The sequence below is a fragment of the Nocardia sp. NPDC059180 genome, from assembly GCF_042754945.1.
Classification (GTDB): Bacteria; Actinomycetota; Actinomycetes; order Mycobacteriales; family Mycobacteriaceae; genus Nocardia.
Genome location: NZ_JBHZBU010000002.1, coordinates 211532 through 230659 on the forward strand (window position 1 = coordinate 211532; position 19128 = coordinate 230659).

Here is a 19128-nt window from a genome sequence, read left to right on the forward strand (position 1 = left end):
ACGACAATGACACCGGGTCTCCAATGTCGAATCGAGAACTATGTGGCCGATACCAAAGGCGTCTCATCCTGGTGGGGTCGTGCACCAAGGGAATACCGCGAGCATTGAGAATTCTTCCTCCGGAGCACTACCGTCGCCGCATGCGAGCACGCTTTGCCGCCCTCCGATATCCGCGGCCACCGGCCCGACCCCGCGTTCGGCGGCTCGGGCCGGGGCGTGCGACCGCGCTCGTACTGGCCGCGGCGATCGTCTCGATGTCTGGTCCGGCTGCGGCCGACCCGGTGGTCGAGCCGGTGGTCACGCAGATTTTGGCCGCGGCGCGTCCCGCCGAGAACGGGTCACGGCTGACCGGCCTCCGCGAGGGACCGGGACGGCGGCTGGACCTTCAGGTCCATTCGGCCGCGATGAACACCACCGTGACGGTGCGTGTTCTGCGCGCTGCTGATCCTGCTCGACCGGCCCCGGTGCTGTATTTGCTCAACGGCGCGCATGGCGGTCGCGACGAAAGCAGCTGGAACGACAAGACCGATATCGAAGAATTCTTTGCCGACAAGCAAGTCACCGTCGTAGTCCCCATGGGCGGAGCGGGCAGCTATTTCACCGATTGGCAAAACCCGGATCCGGTCCTCGGCAGGCCATTGTGGACGACATTCCTCACGAAAGAACTTCCACCCGTCATCGATTCGGCGTTTTCAGGCACCGGCGCCAATGCCATCGCCGGCATTTCGATGGCCGGAACCTCGGTATTCCAGCTCGCCGAATCGGCACCCGGCCTCTACCGCGCCATCGCCTCCTACAGCGGATGCGTCAGCACCAGCGATCCACTCGGCCAAGCATTCGTCTCGGCTGTGGTGGCCCGCTGGTCGGGCAACCCCGCCAACATGTGGGGCCCACCCGGCGGACCCGCCTGGACCGCGAAAGACCCCGCTTTGCACGCCGCCCGCCTCGACGGCACCGCCATCTACGTCAGCACCGGAACCGGCATCCCCGGCCCCCACGACACGCTGAACGGTCCACATATCGACGGCAACGCAGGCACTCTGCTCGGCCAGCTGTTCAACGGCGGAATCCTCGAAGCCGTCACCCACTCCTGCGCAATCGCCCTACGCGACCGACTAGCCGCAGTGAACGTCCCCGCAGTGTTCGACCTACGTCCACTGGGCACTCATTCCTGGGGCTATTGGCAGCAGGATCTGCACACTTCGTGGCCGATGATCTCCGCCGCCTTGAATCGTTGAATGAAGTCCATGTTCTGAAAGTCCTCTCATACAATGGTTTTGACGATCGGACGACCGCCTCGGCGGCCGCAACAGTTTTACCTCACGCCCAGGCTTGCCGGAGCTGAACCGAAGCCACATGAGCATCTCGAGCGGAGCGCCGAACACCGGTCGGTGCACGCAGCAGGTCAGGTGACAGTGAGCGTGTCACTGTCGACAACGACTGTGCGTGCAGGCAGCGGCTCCTGGGCGGGTCCATCCGCGACAGATCCATCGGCCAGCCGGAATCGGCTGCCGTGGCACGGGCATTTGACGACGTCACCGGCGATCTCGGTGACCGCGCACCCCTGGTGTGTGCAGACCGCGGAGAACGCCTTGTAGACCCCGTCGCTGGGTTGGGTGACCAGGATCCGGTGCTCGGGAAATACTGCGGCGCCGCCGATGTCGATGCCGGCGCGGGGAATACGCACCGGCCGGCTGTCGGATCGGAAGGCCTGCCCAACCGCGCAGCCGGTGACCGCGACCGCGCACAGCGTGCACGCGCCGGTCAGGGCAGTGCGACGGGTCACGGACGTGGTGGTGATCGGGTCGGCGCTCATGCGGCCACCAGCAATCCGGTCGCCCACATGGTGACCAGTCCGACGGCGATACCTGCGAAGGTGCGGGCGCTGATCGTGGTGGTGCCTGGTTCGCGGATGCTGGGGATGATCTGCACGATCACCTGGATGATCGCGCCGACACCGATACCGAGCAGCAACGCCGAGAACTCGGGATTGTTGGCACTCGCTCCGATGACCGCACCCAAGATCGCCGGTGCTCCGGCGATCAAACCCAGACCGAGCAGGGCCACCAAAGATGGGCGGTGCCGGGTCAGGGGTGCAACGATTGCGAGGCCTTCGGTGGTGTTCTGGATGGTGAACCCGATGACGAGGAAGGTTCCGAGGGCGAGTTCGCCGATGGCGTAGGCGGATCCGATGGCCAGGCCTTCGCCGAGGTTGTGTAGGCCGATCCCGATGGCGATCATCAACGCCAGCCGAGTACCGCCGGTAGTGCCTTCCGCGGCGGCGGCGTGGCGACGCCCACGCAGCCACTGGTCGACCGCGGTCAACGTCAGAAACGCCAGGGCCGCACCGAGGACGACCAAGGAGGCGCCGCCGAAGGGACCGCCGGAAGTGTCGGCGAGCTCGAAACCTTCACGGGTGCCTTCCCACGCCAGGAACGCCAGCAGCCCGATGGTGAAGCCGAGCAGGAAGCGGACGGTAGTGGTGCCGACCGAGCGCAGGACCGGCAGGAACAGCATTCCCAGGACGACTGGGATGATGCCGACGTAAGTGCCGAGCAACGCCATCAACCCGAAGAACGCCGCCCCGGTCTTCGGGGTTTCGACCGCGGCGGCGATGTCGTGTTCGATGACCAGGCCGGTGGAGGTGAGCATCGAGATCTTGTAGGGCTGCCCGTTCTGCCACGGATAATCCAACACCAGGTGCGCCGAGTCGAGCCGCCCGATCGGTTCTGTGGGACCGGTGAAGTCGACGTAGGCGTCGTTGACGAAGATCTGGGCGACCGCGACTGGGTCGGGGCCGGTGTTGCGCAGGTTCAACTCGATCGTGCCCGGCTCGAGGACAACTCGCTCGACCCCGACTTCCTCGACCGGTGGCCCGGCGCGATCGGGCAGGCTCGCCCCGCCGAACAACGCGATCCCGATCAACGCAAGCACCAACAGGATCAGGGTGGCCAAGCCCAACAGCCAGGGCCGGCGGGTGGCAGACGTGGTGGTGCTCATCAGTCGCTCACCTCGAAGAACCCCATCCATCCGAGTTCGGCGAACTCGGTCTTGTGGGCGTGGAACATGAACTTGCCGGGGTGTGGGAACCGCAGCTCGCAGATCCCGCGCTGACCTTGGCCCTGCACGATGGTGTCGGTGAACTCCGAGGACTGCAACCGGGTCCCGGTCGGGTAGTAGTCGAAGAAGTTGCCGTGGATGTGGAAGCTGTTGATCGGGTCGTACTCGAGCACGTTGACCAGATAGATGCGGACGAGTTCGTTGCGTTTCACCCGCACCGGTTCGTGCATGTAGTGGAACGGGATTCCGTTGACCGCATACAGCTGATTGCCTTCACCGTCGAAGGTGGTGTTGTAGCCGTGCATCACCATCACCATCTCGTCCGCGGGTGGGCGCGGGCTTGGTGGGTCGACGATGAATGTGCCGTACATGCCGCGGGCGATGTGCTCTGCCAACGGCCCGACGTGGCAGTGGAACAAGTGCAGCCCGAACGGGGTCGCGTCGAACTCGTAGGTCGTGGACTGTCCGGGTTGGATGATCCCGGCGCCGAGGCCCGCGATGCCGTCCATCTCGGCGGGGTGGATGCCGTGGAAGTGCAGAGTGTGCGGATGCTCGGACCCGTTGTGGAAATGTACCCGCAGCAGGTCTCCTTCGCGGCAGCGCAAGGTCGGGCCGGGGATGCGGGCGTTGAGTGTCCATGCGGGGAAGGTGACGCCGGGGGCGACTTCGATGTCCTCATCGCTGGCGTAGACCTCCCACTCACGCAATGTCCGGCCGTCGGGCAGCCGCGTGGTGGTGCCGTAGTCGAAGTCGCGCAGAACCTGGGTCGGGTTGAACCCATTGGCGTCGTGATCGACGGTCTGCCCGATACGGAAGGTCGGCCCGTCGGCGCCGCCGCCGTGGGCGCCACCGTGCCCGGAAGGGGCTTGGGCCGGGGACGCGTCGAGCAGATTGCGGCCCGCCAACGCTAATCCGGCGGTGCTCGCCAATGCACCGCCCAACAGGAAACGGCGGCTCGGATCATTCATAGTTCCGATAGTTTGGCACACCGAAAAATAGGATTCAATGGGCCGAACTCACCCCCTACCGGGGCGGAAGCAACCGGCTTCGCACAAACAGCGGCAATACATGCGTCTATGCGCATGTTACGATTCATGGTCTCGAGCACAGACGACTCGACGGTGAACTCACGGCGGCCGGAGAGGTCGGACAGTGGGCGCCGCACACGCACCAACGATCGCTACGACCCCGCCTGAATCGAGGAAGAATGTCATGACTGCTTGGTGGGCACTGGCCCTGTACCTGATCTTCGGAGCGCTGGGCTTCGGGTGGCGCAGCCGGCGCCAGTACCGCGACACCGGTTCCACCGGTTTCCGTGGCATCAACGGCCGACCGGGTTCACTGGAGTGGATCGCAGGAGTCGGCTTCATCGTCGCCATCGTCGTGGGCGTGGCCGCGGCAGTGCTGCAAGTGAGCGGCCTACTGGCACCCGTCGCAGCCTTGACCGCCGCGCCAGTTCAGGTGTTCGGCGCCGCATTGGCGGTCGCCGGGATCGCGGCGACCCTGTACGCACAGAACCAGATGGGTGATTCCTGGCGCATCGGCGTCGACGACACCGAAACCACAGCTCTGGTACGCACCGGGGCATTCGGTCTGGTCCGCAACCCGATCTTCACCGCCATGCTCGTCTTCGCCGCCGGGATCACCCTGCTCATCCCGAACCCCGTCGCCATCGCCGGATTCGTCTTGCTGGTCACCACGATCGAACTACAAGTCCGCATCGTCGAAGAGCCTTACCTGACCCGCGTCCACGGCACCGACTACCGGTCCTACCTCGCCACCACCGGACGTTTCGCGCCGGGGATCGGCCGGATCACGACCTGAGCCCGCACCGCGGCACTGCCCGGGCCCTTGCCGAATTCCACAACAATCCAATTTTCCCTGAATACAGATTTTGCTGTACTGTCGAACCATGGAGGCCGTCCTGCACACCGACGCGCTTGCCCGCTTCGGGCACGCATTGTCCGACACCACCCGCACCCGAGTGCTGCTCGAACTGCGCGACGGCCCGGCGTACCCGGCGGAGCTGGCCGACAAGATCGGAGTAACACGCCAGATCCTGTCCAACCACCTGGCCTGTCTGCGTGGATGCGGGTTGGTCGTCGCGGTCCCGGAGGGTCGGCGTTCCCGCTACGAGCTCGCCGACACACGGATCACCGCCGCCCTGGGTGATCTGCTCGGGCTGGTACTTGCGGTCGACCCCGCCTGCTGCCCGGACTCCGACACCGAGGGGTGCTGCTGATGGCCTCGCTCGGCATGCCGTCGGCGCCTCCCTCCGCAATCCGGACAGAGCCGGACGCGACCCGTAAGGCGTTGCTGGCGCGCAGGATTCAATGGTTTGTCGCCGCCACCATCACCTACAACGTGATCGAGGCGATCATCGCCCTCACCGAGGGCGCGCGGGTTTCGTCGACCGCGTTGATCGGATTCGGTCTGGATTCGGTGATCGAGGTGTCCTCCGCCGCCGCGGTCGCCTGGCAATTCGCCGGACGCGATCCGGAGAAACGGGAAAAGCGCGAAAAGATCGCGCTGCGGATCATTGCTTTCTCCTTCTTCGCCCTGGCCACCTATGTCACCGTCGATTCGATCCGGGCGCTGCTCGGCGTCGGCGAAGCCGAGCACTCCACGGTCGGCATCGCCCTGGCCGCCGTCAGCCTGGTCATCATGCCGGTCCTGTCGGCCGCTCAACGCCGGGCCGGGCGCGAGCTCGGATCCGTGTCAGCAGTGGCCGATTCCAAGCAGACCCTGCTGTGTACCTACCTTTCGGCCGTGCTACTGGTCGGATTGCTGCTCAACAGCCTGTTCGGCTGGTCATGGGCTGATCCGATCGCGGCCATGGTGATCGCGGTGATCGCGGTCAAGGAGGGCCTCAACGCCTGGAAGGGCGACACCTGCTGCCCGGCACCGCCGATCAGCCTCAGCACAGTTCCCGCCGCAGACGACTGCGGTGACGGATGCTGCGACACCGGAAAGGACCGCTGATGTCGCGTATCCCCGCACCCGCCCGTACCCGCTACCACCAAGAAAGGCGGGCCGCGAAGTCCGCCCTCGATGCCCTGCTCCATCCAGCAGCAGCCCACCAGTGACGCGCGGCCCGGTTGCCATGGTCGGGGGCCGGTCGTCTCACCGAGCTCGATCGTCCGGAAGCTGCCGCGAGATCGGACCGGCCCGGAAGCAGATCAGGGTTCGGTCGCACTACGGCCGGGCTTCCCACGTCACGCAGGTGTCGGATCGGTCGCGGATTCGGCCCGGAGTGGCTGCGTGGTCGTCGATGGTCCGAATGCCCGTCCACGAGCAGGGGCCCGGCCGCAGGCCTTCGTGAGGCCCCAGTCTGCCGTCGATCAGTGGCACCCAGTTGAGGCAGAATCGCGAGGGGCAGGCCACTGCGAACAAGGTGTCGGTGGCGTAGTCGAATCGCCCGGTTCCGCAGTGCGACAACTTGATCCAGGGTTCGGCGTTCGGTTCAGACACGGGTTCCTCCGCAGCAGGAGCGGATCGAGTCGACCACCGTCATGCCGGAGGGCCGAGAGGAGCAGCGGGGCGGTTCGATCCAGCGACGGAATCGGGCGCCCTGGTCGGTCGGACTGGGCAGAGCGATGGTGCCGCCGAGGCGGACCACGGAGACGTTGTGGCGGAACATTTCTGCGAAAACCGGAGTGTCGTCCGGCAGGTCCGGACGGATCAACAGGGTCCAGGGTTAGGGTGCGCCCGGCCCCAGGAGGATGACGACTACCTAACCCGAGCAGCGGGCTTGCCAAACCAACGGGCGAGGTGGTCGTTCAGGTCCTGCTGATTCTCGCCGATCCAGGCGACGTGACCGTCGGGCCGCAGCAGAATCGCCGAAACATCCAGTTCCGCAATAGGATCCGCGATGAGGTCGACGCGGTCCGACCAGCCCTCGACGGTCAAACGTTCGGTGCGGTCGAGTACCAGTCCGCGACCCTGACGCAGTCGGTCGAAGAGGCGCCCCTGCTTCAGGTCGACATCGTGCAGCCGGCGACCGAGCAGATCGGGGCCTTCGCCTAGGTCGTAGCGGACGCCGATTGCGGTGATCTTCTCGATCAGATAGCGGTTCACCTCCTCGAAATCCATCAGTTCGGTGAGCAGCCTGCGCACGGCCTGCGCGCCGGGTTCCGTGGACAGCAGTTGTGTCTGGGCGCGGGTGTTGTCGAGGACGGCTTCGGCGACAGGGTGGCGTTCGGCCTGGTAGGTGTCCAGCAATGTCTCCGGCGCCCAGCCGTGGATCTGTCCGGCCAGTTTCCAGCCGAGATTGACAGCGTCCTGAACACCAAGGTTGAGGCCCTGGCCGCCGATGGGTGGATGAATGTGGGCCGCATCGCCGGCCAGCAGGACTCGGCCGACCCGATAACGCTCGGCCAGCCGGGTGGCATCACCGAAGCGGGACAACCAACGCGGGGAATGCATGCCGAAATCGGTTCCGGCGATGGCGCGCAACGCTTGCCGGAAATCTTCGATGGTGGGAGGTTCGGTGCGGTCCTCGTCGACTCCCACGGCGGGGACCACGACGCTGTAGACCCCTTCGCCGAACCGCCGGACACTGAATCTCCTATCGGTCGCGCCGATTTCGGCCACGGTGGCGGCGATCTCCTCCTGCGGCACACTCACTTCCATCGCACCCATCAGCGTGTCGTTTCGTGACGGCTCGCCGGGGAACCCGACGCCGAGTAGTTTTCGCACCGAACTACGGGCGCCGTCACAGCCGACGAGGTAGCGCGAACGCAGCCGCTCCCCTCCAGCCAGATCGACGGTCACACCGTCGTCGTCCTGCTCGACACCGGTCACCGCACAACCGCGCCGAACCTGCGCACCCAATGCGATCGCATGATCTTCGAGCACCTGGTCGATGATCGGTTGCGGGATGCCCAGCAGATACGCGTAAGCGGAATCCAATCCTTCGGGCGCGGGCGCGGGGATGGCGGCGAAGATCCCGCCGACCGGACGCCGTCGCCCGCGTTCGAGCAGGCGATCCAGCAGTCCGCGCATCGCCATCAGCTCGAGGCTGCGCATGTGCAAACTGACCACCCGGACCATCGACGACGCGGGCGCGGGTTCCTTCTCCACCACGAGTACCCGCACATCGTGCAGCCGCAGTTCGGCGGCCAGCATCGCACCGGTCGGCCCGGACCCGGCAATGATCACATCGAACATGAACCACCCATTCGCGAAATTCTCGACCACCCAGTCGCCGTACGCCCCGTCGTCAGCCACGTGTGCACACGCGCCGGCTCCAGATTTCCGCAGGTCCTGGCATTGGCCGCCCATTGTGCGGCGCACTCAGGGCTTGCCGCAAGCGAAATATGTCTGCAGGGTGTCCGCCCCTTTGTGCGCGTCGCGACGGCGTTACCGGCGATTCAACCCCACCGCTGATCGACCCATCCGGCTTCGTCGGCTGTCTCCCTGGTCGCGAGCCATATGGTCAGAGCAGGAAACGCAATCCAGGCCACCAGGACGATCAAAGCTATTTCGGACGGAACAGACGACGACCCACGGTCGATGGAGTCGGTGCGTGGTTGATCGCCGGTCACGCCATACAAGACGAGCAGTAGGACGAAATCCACGACGTACAGCTGGCAACCACGGATGATCATCGTCGGCCGCGCGGCCACCGCACCACCCACAAGCGCGATGGTCGCGATCCCGATGACGACCGCTTTGACGAACAGAAGCCCGTCCACACCGGGCGTAACCTCCGCGTCGGGCATCCCACCGACCTGCGAAGCAAAGCCGTAGGCCAGGACGAGCCCTGCGCCGACTACGCCGCCGAGCCCAGCAAGAGCCCTCGCCCATACCTCTGTCGATTTCATGTGGTGACTACAGCACGGCGATATGGGGATTCAGTGAAGAATCTGGTCAGAGGTCGTGGCGGAGGCGGAGCCTGATCCGAAGTGGTGATCACCCGCATGAGCTGTCACAAAAGGCACTCGCGCGGCGTCTCATGCCCGACCCGAGCATCTCAGCGATATCGAAGGAGGGATATGACACTGTCTGTTGTGGTCGGCGCGGGAGGCGTCGGCACGATCACCGCGCAGCTGCTCGCCGACGCCGGGCATGAAGTCCGCCTGATCACCCGCAGCGGGAGCGGTCCGCAGGACACACAGATCGCCTGCATCGCCGCCGACGCCACCGATACCGGGCGGCTGATCGAATTGACGACCGGCGCCCAGACGCTGTTCAACTGCGCCGCCCCGCCCTACCACCGTTGGCGGACCGAACTACCGCCGCTGTTCCGGGCACTGTTGCGGACCGCCGAAGCGACCGGCGCCGGTTACGTCATGCTCGGCAACTTGTACGGGTACGGCGCACCCGGCAAGCCCATGACCGAGGATCTGCCGATGGCACCAAATTCGGTCAAGGGCCGTCTGCGGGCACAAGCCTGGCAAGAAGCGCTGGCCGCACACGAGGCCGGCCGAGCGCGTGTCACCGAAGTCCGGGCCAGTGATTTCCTCGGCCGAGGAGCGCAATCCAACTTCGGGATCATGGTGGTGCCCAAGGTCATTGCCGGAAAGGCAGCGTTGTTTCCAGCGGACCTGGATGCCGAACACAGTTGGACCGGGACCAGTGACGCGGCCCGTGCCCTCATCGCGGTCAGCGAGGACGAGCGCGCATGGGGACGAGCGTGGCATGTCCCCACCAATCCGCCTGTGTCCCCGCGTCAGCTCGCGACGCGGCTGGCCCTGATCGCCGGTGCTCCCGCGGCGAAGCTGCGCCGCATGCCGGGATGGATGCTGCGGGCAGCGGGCCTGGCCTCACCGATCGTCCGGGAACTGCCCGAGGTGCAGTACCAACTCCAGCGTCCGTTCGTCCTCGATTCCACCCTCACCGAGCAGACGTTCGGGCTACGGCCGACTTCGCTCACCGAAATCCTGCGCGACATGACGATCACCCATCGCTGACCCAACCGAAACGACAGGTCCGATCCTTTGAGGAGAAACGCAATGATCGAAGTACGTGAGCAGTGTGAACTGGGTTCGGACGCCGACACAGTATGGAAACAGATCCGGGACTTCCCCGGTTTCGTCGAGATGCTCGTCGAATCACGAGATGGTGCGCGCGTCGAACCGAGTGGCGAAGGCATCGGCATGCTTCGCACCGTCACCCTCGGTGCGGACACGGTCGTGGAGCGACTCGAAGAGCTCGACGACAGCGCCCGGCGCACCAGCTATTCCATGCCGGTCACGGGCCCCTTTCCGATCGCCGGCTACCTCGCCACCATCACCCTGGCACCGCTGGGTGGGAACCGCTGCGCATTGACCTGGTCGGGCCGATTCGAACCAGCGGGCGTGGCTGAAGAGATCGCCGCCGCCGCGGTCCGTGAGGTCTACACCGCGGGCATCGATGTCCTTCGGGTCCGGTTCGGCAGCTGAGACGTTTTCACAAGGTCGACGGGCGGGTGAGATCGGCGCCCGCCCGGCGGCCACGTGCGCCGTGTACCACCATCCACGATCAACTAATCGGCAGTGATCAGCTTGAACATGACAAAGCCGGGTATTCGCGCAGCGTGAAACAACGACCCGAGGAGGCAACTCATGGCTAGTCAGCTCATCCGGCTCGGCGCGGCGGCGGCGATCGCGTCCGCGGCGGTCATCGCGAGTGCAGGGCAGGCCGCCGCCCAACCGACCAGTGTGACGATCAACGGCAATATGCAGGTCCTCGGCATGAATGTGCTCCATGTCGACGCGCAGGGCGCACCGGGCAACCCCACAACCGGCACGTATGTCGCGACTGCCAAGTTGGGGAATATGACGTTGCCGATCCGAGTCACCGGACCGGTCAGCTGTATGACGGTCAAGGACAACACCGTCTCGCTGATCTACCCCATCACCACCACCGAACCGGTCATGCTGTTCGCGCCGGATTCGATGGCCATCCAGATCACCGTCACCAAGGGCCAGGCCGGTGAGCCGAACCGGATCGGTTACGGGGTACCGATGCCGACGAACTCCTTCCGCGGCTGCGAACCGGGCCAGACGCCGTTGATCTTCGACGGGACCATCGACATCCGCTGAGCTGACACCGGCGTCCAGGAACCCTGGATCTACCGCAGCACCGGCCGAAACGGCCCGGTGAAGGCCCTGCGCGTCGATTCGCACTACCCGAGTGGGTAGCGAACCGACAGTTATCCCGGATCTACGACCACCACGCTGCGCGCCTCGATGGCGAGGCGATCGCCCGACCACGACATTCACCGTTATCGGACACGGCGCCGATGTTGCCCTCTACCTCGCGCATATCGGACTAGCGTCCTTCACATGAGTGGCGTCAGCGATCCACCAGGCAGCGACAACACCCCATACGAGCCGACCGTTGACGCCGGCGCAGGCGACCACTCCGCTCACCCCGAACATCCGCAGGCGGGACGCGGGTCGGTCAACAAGCCGGTTTTCCTCGTCGCGGCCGGCTTGGTGCTCGCCTTCGCGATCTGGGCGCTCGCCGCACCCGGTAGTGCCGAGACCGTCGTCGGTGAGGTCAAAACCTTCATCTCCACCTGGTTCGGCTGGTGGTATTTCGTCCTCGCGACCGGCATCGTCGGCCTCGTCGCCTTCCTCGGCATCAGCAAATACGGCCGCTACCGGCTGGGGCCGGAAGAGTCTCGGCCGGAGTACAGCCTGTTCACCTGGACGTCGATGCTCTTCGCCGCAGGCATCGGTATCGACCTGATGTTCTTCTCGGTCGCCGAACCGGTCTACAACTACCTCTACCCGCCGCTCGGTCCCGCCGAGACCAACGAGGCGGCCCGCGCGGCGACGACCTGGACGATCTTCCATTACGGGGTCAGCGGCTGGGCGATGTACGCGCTCATGGGTGCCGCCCTCGCCTACTTCGCGTTCCGGCACAATCTGCCGCTCACCATCCGCGCCGCCCTCTACCCCATTTTCGGCCACCGGGTGCACGGCCGGTGGGGCGACGCCATCGACGTCGCCGCGGTGCTCGGCACCATCTTCGGCATCGCGACTTCCCTCGGCATCGGCATCGTGCAGCTCAATTACGGCCTGAACGAAATGTTCGGCATTTCGCAGGGCAAGGCCGCGCAGATCGGGCTGATCGCGCTGTCGGTGATCGTCGCGACGATTTCGGCGACCTCGGGCGTGGACCGCGGCATCCGGCGGCTGTCGGAACTCAACGTCATCATGGCGATCGCGCTGCTGATCTACATCCTGGTGGCAGGCCGCACGGACTTCCTGCTCAACGGGCTCGCGCAGAACACCGGTGATTACGCCGCGACCTTCCTGGACCGGACCCTGGACACCTTCGCCTGGGAACGCAATCCGGAGACCGACAACCAGCCGACGGCCTGGCTGGATGCCTGGACGTTGTTCTTCTGGGCCTGGTGGGTGGCGTGGGCGCCGTTCGTCGGGTTGTTCCTCGCGCGCATTTCGCGCGGCCGCACGCTGCGCCAGTTCGCTTTCGGTGTCCTGGTGGTGCCGTTCAGCTTCATCCTGTTGTGGATCTCGATCTTCGGCAACAGCGCACTCGACGCCGCCCGCGACGATCCCGAATTCGCGGCGACGACCGCCGAGAAAGCCGAGGTCGGTTTCTATTCGCTGCTCGAGCAATACCCCGGCGCGCCTCTGCTGCTCGGGATCGCGACCATCACCGGCCTGCTGTTCTATACGACCAGCGCCGATTCGGGTGCGCTGGTGATGGGCAACTTCACCTCGAAACTGCCCAACCCGATGGCCGACTGCGCAACCGGCACCCGCATCTTCTGGGCGGTGGCCATCGGCCTGCTCACGTTGTCGATGCTGTTCGCGGGCGCGGGTGGATCCATTACGACGCTGCAGAACGCCACCATCATCATGGGACTGCCGTTCTCGTTCATCCTGGCACTCATCGGCATCGCGTTGCTGCGCGCGGTGCGCAACGAGTCCTACAAGCTCGACAGCTACCGCACCTCGCTGCCGAACGCCATTGCCGCCGGGCGCGGGCCGTCCGATCTCGGCAGCTGGCGCCGTCGGCTGCTCGCCACCATCAGCTACCCAGGGCCAGCGGCAACGCGCAGGTTCATGACCAATTCGGTGAGTCCCGCGATGCATGAGGTCTGCGACGAATTCACCCGCGCGGGCGTGCACGCGACTCTCGACGAATCGGAGCGCACCGAGGGCATGCCCACCTCGCGGCTGGTCGTCGATCAAGCCAACGAGCCCCGCTTCGAATATTGCGTATGGCCGGTGTCGTCGCCGACACCGAATTACGCGGTGCGCACGCAACGTTCGCAGGACCGATATTTCCGCTGCGAGGTCTACCTTGCGGAGGGTTCGCAGGGCTATTCGCTCAACGGCTACACCCGCGAACAGATCATCGGCGACATTCTCGACCAGTACGAACGCCACCTCGGCTATCTGCATCTGCGGCGCTCGGCGACCGAACATCATGAGCCCAATCCCGGCGCCGACACCGACAGTGATCCGGAAGGGAGAACCACCGCATGAGTGCCACCCTCTATATCGACGGCGCCTGGACCGCCGCCGCATCCGGTGAGACACGCGAAATACGGTGTCCAGCAGACAATTCCCTCGTCGGCGTGGTCGCCGAAGCCGGAGCCGCCGATACCGAGGCGGCCATCGCCGCCGCGCGTCGCGCCTTCGACGACGGACCGTGGCGGCAGACCTCGGCCGCCGAGCGCGGGGACCTTTTGCTGAAGGTCGCCGATGCGATCGACGCTCGGCGCGACGAATTCGTCCGCGCCGAAACCCTCGATACCGGTAAACGGCCTTACGAATCCGATATCGATATGTCCGATATCGCGAACTGCTTCCGGTACTTCGGGAAACTGGCCGCCGACGATGCCGGGCGCGTCGTCGATGCGGGCTCCCCCGACGTCGATTCCCGGATCGTCTACGAACCGGTCGGGGTGTGCGGTCTGATCACCCCGTGGAATTACCCACTGCTCCAGGTGGCGTGGAAGGTGGCGCCTGCGCTGGCCGCGGGCAACACTTTCGTTCTCAAACCGGCGGAACTGACGCCACACACCTGCATCCTGCTGATGTCGGTGCTGCACGAACTCGATGTGCCGCCGGGCGTGGCCAATCTCGTACTCGGCGCGGGCGCTACCGCCGGTGCGCCACTGTCCGCACACCCGGATGTGGATCTTGTTTCCTTCACCGGCGGCCTGATCACCGGCAGGGTCATCGCCCGCGAGGCGGCGACGACGGTCAAGAAGGTAGCGCTCGAACTCGGCGGCAAGAACCCGAATGTCGTGTTCGCCGACGCCTGCGACACCGACGAGCGGCTGGCCGCCGCCGTCGACAATGCGCTCAACGCGGCATTCCTGCATTCCGGCCAAGTGTGTTCGGCGGGTGCGCGGCTGGTCGTCGAGGAGCGTGCGCACGACCGTTTCGTCGACGAGTTGGTGCGGCGTGCCGAGCAGATCCGGCTCGGGCTGCCCTTCGATCCGGGGACCGAGACCGGGCCGCTCATCTCCGCCGCCCATCGCGACAAGGTGCACGCCTACGTCGAGCAGGCCCGCGCCGAGGGTGCCGTCATCCGCACGGGCGGCGCATTCGCCACCGGTGACCAGGGTTCGGGCAACCTCGACGACGGCTACTTCTACCTGCCCACCGTCATCGATCGCGCCACCCGTGAGATGGGGTGTGTGCACGATGAGGCCTTCGGGCCGACCGTCACCGTCGAGACGTTCAGCACCGAGGAAGAGGCTGTCGCGATCGGCAACGACACCGACTACGGCCTGGCCGGCGCGGTGTGGTCCTCGGACGCCGCACGCGCACGCCGCGTCGCCGCCCGGCTGCGGCACGGCACCGTATGGGTCAACGACTTCGGCCCGTATCTGCCGCAGGCCGAATGGGGCGGGTTCGGCCATTCGGGGATCGGACGGGAGCTCGGGCCGTCGGGTCTGCACGAGTACCGCGAGGCCAAGCATGTCTACGAGAACCTCCGGCCGGGCGTCACCGGCTGGTTCGCCGACCGGAAGGAGCAGTAGTGAGCGAATACGATTACGTGATCGTCGGTGGTGGGTCCGCGGGGGCGGCGGTCGCGGCCAGGCTCTCCGAGGATTCGTCGGTGACGGTCTGCCTGCTCGAAGCCGGGCCGAGCGATGTCGGCGACGAGGCGATCCTGCGGCTGGACCGCTGGATGGAGCTGCTCGAATCGGGCTATGACTGGGACTATCCCATCGAGCCGCAGGAGAACGGCAATTCGTTCATGCGGCATGCTCGCGCGAAGGTTCTCGGCGGCTGTTCCTCGCACAACAGCTGTATCGCCTTCTGGGCGCCGCGCGAAGATCTGGACTCGTGGGAGCGCGACCACGGTTGCACCGGGTGGGGTTCGGACTCGGTGTATCGGCTCTACCCGCAGATCGAGACCAACGACGCGCCGGGCGACCATCACGGACGCAGCGGCCCGGTGCACATCATGACGGTGCCGCCGAATGATCCGTGCGGGGTCGCGGTGCTCGATGCGTGCGAGGCCGTCGGTATTCCGCGCGCCGAGTTCAACTCGGGGAAGACCGTGGTCAACGGCGCCAACTTCTTTCAGATCAATTGCCAGTCCGACGGGACCCGTGCGTCGTCGTCGGTCAGCTATCTGCACCCGAACCTGGACCGCCCGAATCTCACCGTTCTCACGGGTTCGTGGGCGAAGAAGATCGTCATCGAGGGCGGGCGGGCGACCGGTGTCGACATCACCGACAACGCTTTCGGCCGCACCACCCGGATCTCGGCACGCCGCGAGGTGATCGTCTCCGCCGGTGCCATCGACTCACCGAAACTGCTGATGCTCTCCGGAATCGGGCCCGCGGATCACTTGCGCGAGAACGGTATCGAGGTGCTGGCCGACTCCCCCGGTGTCGGCGCGCATCTACAGGACCATCCCGAGGGCGTGATCGGTTTCGAAACGACGCGGCCGATGGTGCGCAGCTCGACCCAATGGTGGGAGGCCGGCATCTTCACCCCGACCGTCGATGGGCTCGACCGGCCGGATCTGATGATGCATTACGGCAGCGTGCCGTTCGATATGCATACGCTGCGCCAGGGATATCCGACCGCCGAGAACACCTTCTGCCTCACGCCGAATGTCACCCACGCCCGCTCGCGCGGCACTGTGCGACTGCGCTCACGCGATTTCCGCGACAAACCGCGCGTCGACCCCCGCTATTTCACCGATCCCGAGGGTCACGACCTGCGCGTGATGATCGCGGGCCTGCGCAAGGCACGCGAGATCGCTGCGGCCGCTCCGCTGGCGGAGTGGGTGGCGCGCGAGCTGTACCCGGGCCCTGGCGCCGAATCCGATGCCGAGCTGGCCGACTACATCCGGCGCACGCACAACACCGTCTATCACCCGGCCGGGACGGTGCGGATGGGCGCGGCCGACGACACGATGAGCCCGCTGGACCCGCAATTGCGTGTGAAAGGCGTGGAGGGTCTGCGGGTCGCCGACGCCTCGGTGTTCCCCGAGCACACGACGGTGAACCCGAATATCACCGTCATGCTCGTCGGGGAGCGCTGCGCCGAACTCGTCGCAGCGGCTCGTTAGCGGTTCGGGTCGTTGCCACCGCTCGTCGTTTGAGCGGATACGGAGTCACGAACGGCCGTCCCCGGGGAGTGGGCCCCGGGGACGGCCGTTCGCTCATGTTCGCTTGCCGTCTCCGACGAGGTCGGCGAGCACGGCGGCTTCGCTGATCTCGACGTCCTTGGTTGCGGTGAGCAGGGTGAGCATCTGGTGACCAGCGAGGTCTCGGAGATGGTCGAGTTCCGCCGCACGCTCGGAGTCGGCCAGTTCGGCCCGGTAGCGGCGGCTGAACTCCTCGAACCGTGCGGGGTCGTGGTCGTACCATTTCCGCAGTTCGGTCGAGGGGGCGATCTGTTTGCACCATTCGTCGAGGCGGGCGCGTTCCTTGCTCATGCCTCGCGGCCACAGCCGGTCGACAAGGACGCGGGTGCCGTCGTCGGGAGCGGGGTCCTCGTAGATCCGCCGGATCTGAACATGCGGTTGGGTGCTCGGCATCGCCAGTTCTCCCTTCAGGCGGCTGACGGTGGCTTCCTGGTATCGCCGAAAGGTGTGGTCCGGTACTTCCGAACCTGCCCGCTGTGCGCCCATCAGCCTAGCGACCCCTGCCCGCCGGGCTCAATAGCTCGCCGTCGCATCGCGCCATTCGAAGCAGCCGGTGGCATGCCTGGTCGTCGTGGTGCCCCGCCGCAGTTCGGCAGTGACTCGCCCCTGTGCGCCATTGGTGAAATGCCCATCGCCGCTGTCGGATTCATGTCTCATCGGGTCGATCATGACGGTTTTGCGGCGAGATACCGTATCGCAGATGATGTCGTAGGCGTAGCCGGGGCCGTGCGGCGGGCCGCTGGGGCGTTCGCTCGGCGACTGTGCGCCTTCGTAGGCGTAGACGTGCAGGGTGTCGGCTTCATCGTCGGCACAGCTGTAGGTCACGGTTACCGCGAGGGTCCCGGCGCTGTCGTCCGCACCGTCGGGAGCATGCACGAAGGTGACTTCGTCGATGGCTAGTAGCCCGCCGTAATCGGCGGCGGCCGGGCTCGACCCGGCCTGCGCGACGACGCCGGACAATATCGCGATCATGGCAGCGGTCCAAGCGACGCCGCGCGAGCCAAACATGTGATGCCCTCCACGAGTACCAACGATGTCGTCCGCACCTCGACGGCACGAACCTGCTACGACATTCGTCGCCGGTACCTCGACGGATCGGTCTGTGCGCCTATTTTCTTCCCAACAGACGTCCCCATAGCGCGGCAGCACCCTTGCGGCCCTTGCCAACCGAGTTCTCTCCCGCGGGCGGTACCGGGATGACGTCCTCAGGTTCCAGGGCCTCGTCTTCGCTCGGCGCCGCCGGCCGTTTCACCGCCGACCACCCCATGGGCTCGGTGGGGATATCGATGAGGACGGGCAGCACCACTGTCGGTTCGTCGTCGAGATCGGCACGCAACTGGGTGAAGAACGCCTCCAGTGAGCCGTATCGAACCGTCACATCGTCGACGAAATCCAGTACTGCCGACCGTGAGCGCATCATTTGCATCGCTAACCCTCCATTCGACTCCACCACACACCGGCCTCGTCACATCGTCGGAACGAGGCAACACACGAATACGCGAGCAGGACAATGGTTCTCACGATCGCCTGCCGATGACACATCGATCCCGTATAGGGCGATCAGATCTCCCGCCCCGAATGCCGCATGGCGGCGAACTCCACTCTAGCCACATGTCAGCAAATTCGCCGTGCCGGTGAGCGAGTGTCGGATCGACCCGAGCGGAGCAACCGCCGAATCGGCGCACCACAGCGGGACTGGACGGTCGCATCGACCAGAGCTGCCGGCGTCCCGAAGCTCGACCGCACGCGAAGAAGACATGCTGGCGACCATTCAGCAATCCAGACCGTGAGCCACTGCTCCGGCATCACGCCCTTGCGACGAGGTATCTCGGTCGGGGGTGTCCAGAAGTCGGCCAGGCACTTTCGCCGTAATGCCAACACTACCGACATGTCGGGCCAATGACGTCCACGATCTCGCCCGACTGTGAGATCGTTGGGTCGACCACCCGACGGGCGGTGCGACACTCCGGACACGTGGAACCACTTATCAGGAGGAGCGAGCATGGTGAGCGCAGGTGGATACGACCCTCGCTTCGAATCGGCCGCCGGGGTGCGGCCCGGCGGACTCGGCAAACGTGCCGCAGCCCGGTTCGTCGACTGGATTCTCGCGGCGATCATCGGCGCGATCTTCTTCTGGCTACTGAACAAGGCCTGGAACACCCCCGACTGGGTTTCCATTCTGCCCGGCGCCGGATTCGGCTTCCTGTACTTCCTCGGCTTCGAGGTGGCTACCGGATCCACCCCTGGTAAGAAGCTGCTCGGGCTGCACGTCAACGGTTCCCGGGGCGCACCGAAGCCGAGCCTCAAAGATTCGGCGATTCGCAATGCCTACATGTTGCTCAACCTGATTCCCTGTATCGGGCCGGTGCTGTGGTTCATCGCGGCGATCGCGATCGCCACCACGATCAGTTCGAGCCCCACGAAGCAGGGCTGGCACGACCGGATGGCCGGCACACAGGTTATCGACGTGTAAGAGCAGAT

The 19128-nt window shown here is 65.6% G+C and carries 19 protein-coding genes; 11 read left to right on the plus strand and 8 right to left on the minus strand.

Going from position 1 to position 19128, the window contains the following annotated elements; all coding sequences use genetic code 11:
- The first annotated feature begins 254 nt into the window (after positions 1-254).
- A complete protein-coding gene (locus tag ACFXNW_RS07065) occupies positions 255-1238 on the plus strand; it encodes an alpha/beta hydrolase (protein ID WP_379417334.1) in 984 nt (327 codons plus the stop codon).
- Between the two features lie 167 nt (positions 1239-1405).
- Here the strand turns inward: ACFXNW_RS07065 and ACFXNW_RS07070 are convergent, their stop codons facing one another.
- Genes ACFXNW_RS07070 through ACFXNW_RS07080 form a run of 3 tightly spaced genes read right to left on the minus strand, consistent with a single transcriptional unit; the run spans position 1406 to position 4028 of the window.
- Positions 1406-1816, minus strand: coding sequence for a Rieske (2Fe-2S) protein (locus tag ACFXNW_RS07070; RefSeq protein WP_379416617.1), 411 nt, complete (start codon positions 1814-1816; stop codon positions 1406-1408).
- The gene (locus ACFXNW_RS07075; RefSeq protein ID WP_379416619.1) at positions 1813-3000 is read right to left on the minus strand and encodes a ZIP family metal transporter; all 1188 of its coding nucleotides are present in this window, start codon (positions 2998-3000) and stop codon (positions 1813-1815) included. Before ACFXNW_RS07075 ends, ACFXNW_RS07070 begins: the two co-directional genes overlap by 4 nt.
- A complete protein-coding gene (locus tag ACFXNW_RS07080) occupies positions 3000-4028 on the minus strand; it encodes a multicopper oxidase domain-containing protein (RefSeq protein WP_379416621.1) in 1029 nt (342 codons plus the stop codon). The genes ACFXNW_RS07075 and ACFXNW_RS07080 overlap by 1 nt, the downstream gene beginning before the upstream one ends.
- A gap of 244 nt (positions 4029-4272) precedes the next feature.
- Here ACFXNW_RS07080 and ACFXNW_RS07085 point away from each other — a divergent pair, with 244 nt between their 5' ends.
- The 3 genes from ACFXNW_RS07085 (at position 4273) to ACFXNW_RS07095 (ending at position 6042) form a co-directional block, all read left to right on the plus strand.
- Entirely contained in the window at positions 4273-4884 is a 612-nt protein-coding gene (locus ACFXNW_RS07085) for a methyltransferase family protein (RefSeq protein ID WP_379416623.1), read from the plus strand.
- Positions 4885-4972: 88 nt separating this feature from the next.
- A complete protein-coding gene (locus ACFXNW_RS07090; RefSeq protein ID WP_379416624.1) occupies positions 4973-5302 on the plus strand; it encodes an ArsR/SmtB family transcription factor in 330 nt (109 codons plus the stop codon).
- Positions 5302-6042, plus strand: a complete 741-nt coding sequence (locus ACFXNW_RS07095; RefSeq protein WP_379416626.1) for a cation transporter — start codon at positions 5302-5304, stop codon at positions 6040-6042. Before ACFXNW_RS07090 ends, ACFXNW_RS07095 begins: the two co-directional genes overlap by 1 nt.
- 747 nt (positions 6043-6789) lie before the next feature.
- Here the strand turns inward: ACFXNW_RS07095 and rox are convergent.
- Together rox and ACFXNW_RS07105 are read right to left on the minus strand one after the other, a co-directional pair.
- Positions 6790-8229, minus strand: a complete 1440-nt coding sequence (rox, locus tag ACFXNW_RS07100) for a rifampin monooxygenase (protein ID WP_379417335.1) — start codon at positions 8227-8229, stop codon at positions 6790-6792.
- A 203-nt stretch (positions 8230-8432) separates the two neighbouring features.
- Entirely contained in the window at positions 8433-8885 is a 453-nt protein-coding gene (locus tag ACFXNW_RS07105; RefSeq protein WP_379416628.1) for a hypothetical protein, read from the minus strand.
- Positions 8886-9056: 171 nt separating this feature from the next.
- Between ACFXNW_RS07105 and ACFXNW_RS07110 the strand changes: the two genes are divergently transcribed.
- The 6 genes from ACFXNW_RS07110 to ACFXNW_RS07135 all read left to right on the plus strand — a co-directional run bounded on the left by ACFXNW_RS07110 (position 9057) and on the right by ACFXNW_RS07135 (position 16569).
- A complete protein-coding gene (locus ACFXNW_RS07110) occupies positions 9057-9974 on the plus strand; it encodes an NAD-dependent epimerase/dehydratase family protein (RefSeq protein WP_379416630.1) in 918 nt (305 codons plus the stop codon).
- A 42-nt stretch (positions 9975-10016) separates the two neighbouring features.
- Entirely contained in the window at positions 10017-10445 is a 429-nt protein-coding gene (locus tag ACFXNW_RS07115; RefSeq protein WP_379416631.1) for an SRPBCC family protein, read from the plus strand.
- A gap of 162 nt (positions 10446-10607) precedes the next feature.
- On the plus strand, positions 10608-11087 hold the full coding sequence (locus ACFXNW_RS07120; RefSeq protein WP_379416632.1) for a hypothetical protein: 480 nt from the start codon (positions 10608-10610) through the stop codon (positions 11085-11087).
- Positions 11088-11330: 243 nt separating this feature from the next.
- The gene (betT, locus tag ACFXNW_RS07125; RefSeq protein ID WP_379416634.1) at positions 11331-13511 is read left to right on the plus strand and encodes a choline BCCT transporter BetT; all 2181 of its coding nucleotides are present in this window, start codon (positions 11331-11333) and stop codon (positions 13509-13511) included.
- Positions 13508-15019 (plus strand): aldehyde dehydrogenase family protein, encoded by a 1512-nt coding sequence (locus tag ACFXNW_RS07130; protein WP_379416635.1) that lies wholly within the window; start codon positions 13508-13510, stop codon positions 15017-15019. The genes betT and ACFXNW_RS07130 overlap by 4 nt, the downstream gene beginning before the upstream one ends.
- Positions 15019-16569 carry a GMC family oxidoreductase gene (locus ACFXNW_RS07135; RefSeq protein ID WP_379416637.1) on the plus strand — a complete coding sequence of 517 codons (1551 nt, stop codon included), beginning with the start codon at positions 15019-15021 and terminating at the stop codon, positions 16567-16569. Before ACFXNW_RS07130 ends, ACFXNW_RS07135 begins: the two co-directional genes overlap by 1 nt.
- Before the next feature lie 93 nt (positions 16570-16662).
- On the opposite strand, the gene ACFXNW_RS07140 is transcribed toward ACFXNW_RS07135, so the two are convergent.
- The 3 genes from ACFXNW_RS07140 to ACFXNW_RS07150 form a co-directional block, all read right to left on the minus strand.
- Complete coding sequence (locus ACFXNW_RS07140) at positions 16663-17040, minus strand: DUF488 domain-containing protein (RefSeq protein ID WP_379416639.1); 378 nt, start codon at positions 17038-17040, stop codon at positions 16663-16665.
- Positions 17041-17160: 120 nt separating this feature from the next.
- Entirely contained in the window at positions 17161-17619 is a 459-nt protein-coding gene (locus ACFXNW_RS07145) for a hypothetical protein (protein WP_379416641.1), read from the minus strand.
- Between the two features lie 136 nt (positions 17620-17755).
- Positions 17756-18073: a hypothetical protein gene (locus tag ACFXNW_RS07150; protein WP_379416643.1), complete on the minus strand. Its 318-nt coding sequence runs from the start codon at positions 18071-18073 to the stop codon at positions 17756-17758.
- A gap of 576 nt (positions 18074-18649) precedes the next feature.
- Between ACFXNW_RS07150 and ACFXNW_RS07155 the strand changes: the two genes are divergently transcribed.
- Positions 18650-19120 (plus strand): RDD family protein, encoded by a 471-nt coding sequence (locus ACFXNW_RS07155; protein WP_379416644.1) that lies wholly within the window; start codon positions 18650-18652, stop codon positions 19118-19120.
- The last annotated feature ends 8 nt before the right edge of the window (positions 19121-19128 follow it).

What these genes read in the sequence shown, in the direction of transcription:
- ACFXNW_RS07065 (WP_379417334.1), top strand. Translation starts at nt 255, where the DNA reads ATGTCTGGTCCGGCTGCGGCCGACCCGGTGGTCGAGCCGGTGGTCACG.
- ACFXNW_RS07070 (WP_379416617.1), bottom strand. Translation starts at nt 1,816, where the DNA reads ATGAGCGCCGACCCGATCACCACCACGTCCGTGACCCGTCGCACTGCC.
- ACFXNW_RS07075 (WP_379416619.1), bottom strand. Translation starts at nt 3,000, where the DNA reads ATGAGCACCACCACGTCTGCCACCCGCCGGCCCTGGCTGTTGGGCTTG.
- ACFXNW_RS07080 (WP_379416621.1), bottom strand. Translation starts at nt 4,028, where the DNA reads ATGAATGATCCGAGCCGCCGTTTCCTGTTGGGCGGTGCATTGGCGAGC.
- ACFXNW_RS07085 (WP_379416623.1), top strand. Translation starts at nt 4,273, where the DNA reads ATGACTGCTTGGTGGGCACTGGCCCTGTACCTGATCTTCGGAGCGCTG.
- ACFXNW_RS07090 (WP_379416624.1), top strand. Translation starts at nt 4,973, where the DNA reads ATGGAGGCCGTCCTGCACACCGACGCGCTTGCCCGCTTCGGGCACGCA.
- ACFXNW_RS07095 (WP_379416626.1), top strand. Translation starts at nt 5,302, where the DNA reads ATGGCCTCGCTCGGCATGCCGTCGGCGCCTCCCTCCGCAATCCGGACA.
- rox (WP_379417335.1), bottom strand. Translation starts at nt 8,229, where the DNA reads ATGTTCGATGTGATCATTGCCGGGTCCGGGCCGACCGGTGCGATGCTG.
- ACFXNW_RS07105 (WP_379416628.1), bottom strand. Translation starts at nt 8,885, where the DNA reads ATGAAATCGACAGAGGTATGGGCGAGGGCTCTTGCTGGGCTCGGCGGC.
- ACFXNW_RS07110 (WP_379416630.1), top strand. Translation starts at nt 9,057, where the DNA reads ATGACACTGTCTGTTGTGGTCGGCGCGGGAGGCGTCGGCACGATCACC.
- ACFXNW_RS07115 (WP_379416631.1), top strand. Translation starts at nt 10,017, where the DNA reads ATGATCGAAGTACGTGAGCAGTGTGAACTGGGTTCGGACGCCGACACA.
- ACFXNW_RS07120 (WP_379416632.1), top strand. Translation starts at nt 10,608, where the DNA reads ATGGCTAGTCAGCTCATCCGGCTCGGCGCGGCGGCGGCGATCGCGTCC.
- betT (WP_379416634.1), top strand. Translation starts at nt 11,331, where the DNA reads ATGAGTGGCGTCAGCGATCCACCAGGCAGCGACAACACCCCATACGAG.
- ACFXNW_RS07130 (WP_379416635.1), top strand. Translation starts at nt 13,508, where the DNA reads ATGAGTGCCACCCTCTATATCGACGGCGCCTGGACCGCCGCCGCATCC.
- ACFXNW_RS07140 (WP_379416639.1), bottom strand. Translation starts at nt 17,040, where the DNA reads ATGCCGAGCACCCAACCGCATGTTCAGATCCGGCGGATCTACGAGGAC.
- ACFXNW_RS07145 (WP_379416641.1), bottom strand. Translation starts at nt 17,619, where the DNA reads ATGATCGCGATATTGTCCGGCGTCGTCGCGCAGGCCGGGTCGAGCCCG.
- ACFXNW_RS07150 (WP_379416643.1), bottom strand. Translation starts at nt 18,073, where the DNA reads ATGCAAATGATGCGCTCACGGTCGGCAGTACTGGATTTCGTCGACGAT.
- ACFXNW_RS07155 (WP_379416644.1), top strand. Translation starts at nt 18,650, where the DNA reads ATGGTGAGCGCAGGTGGATACGACCCTCGCTTCGAATCGGCCGCCGGG.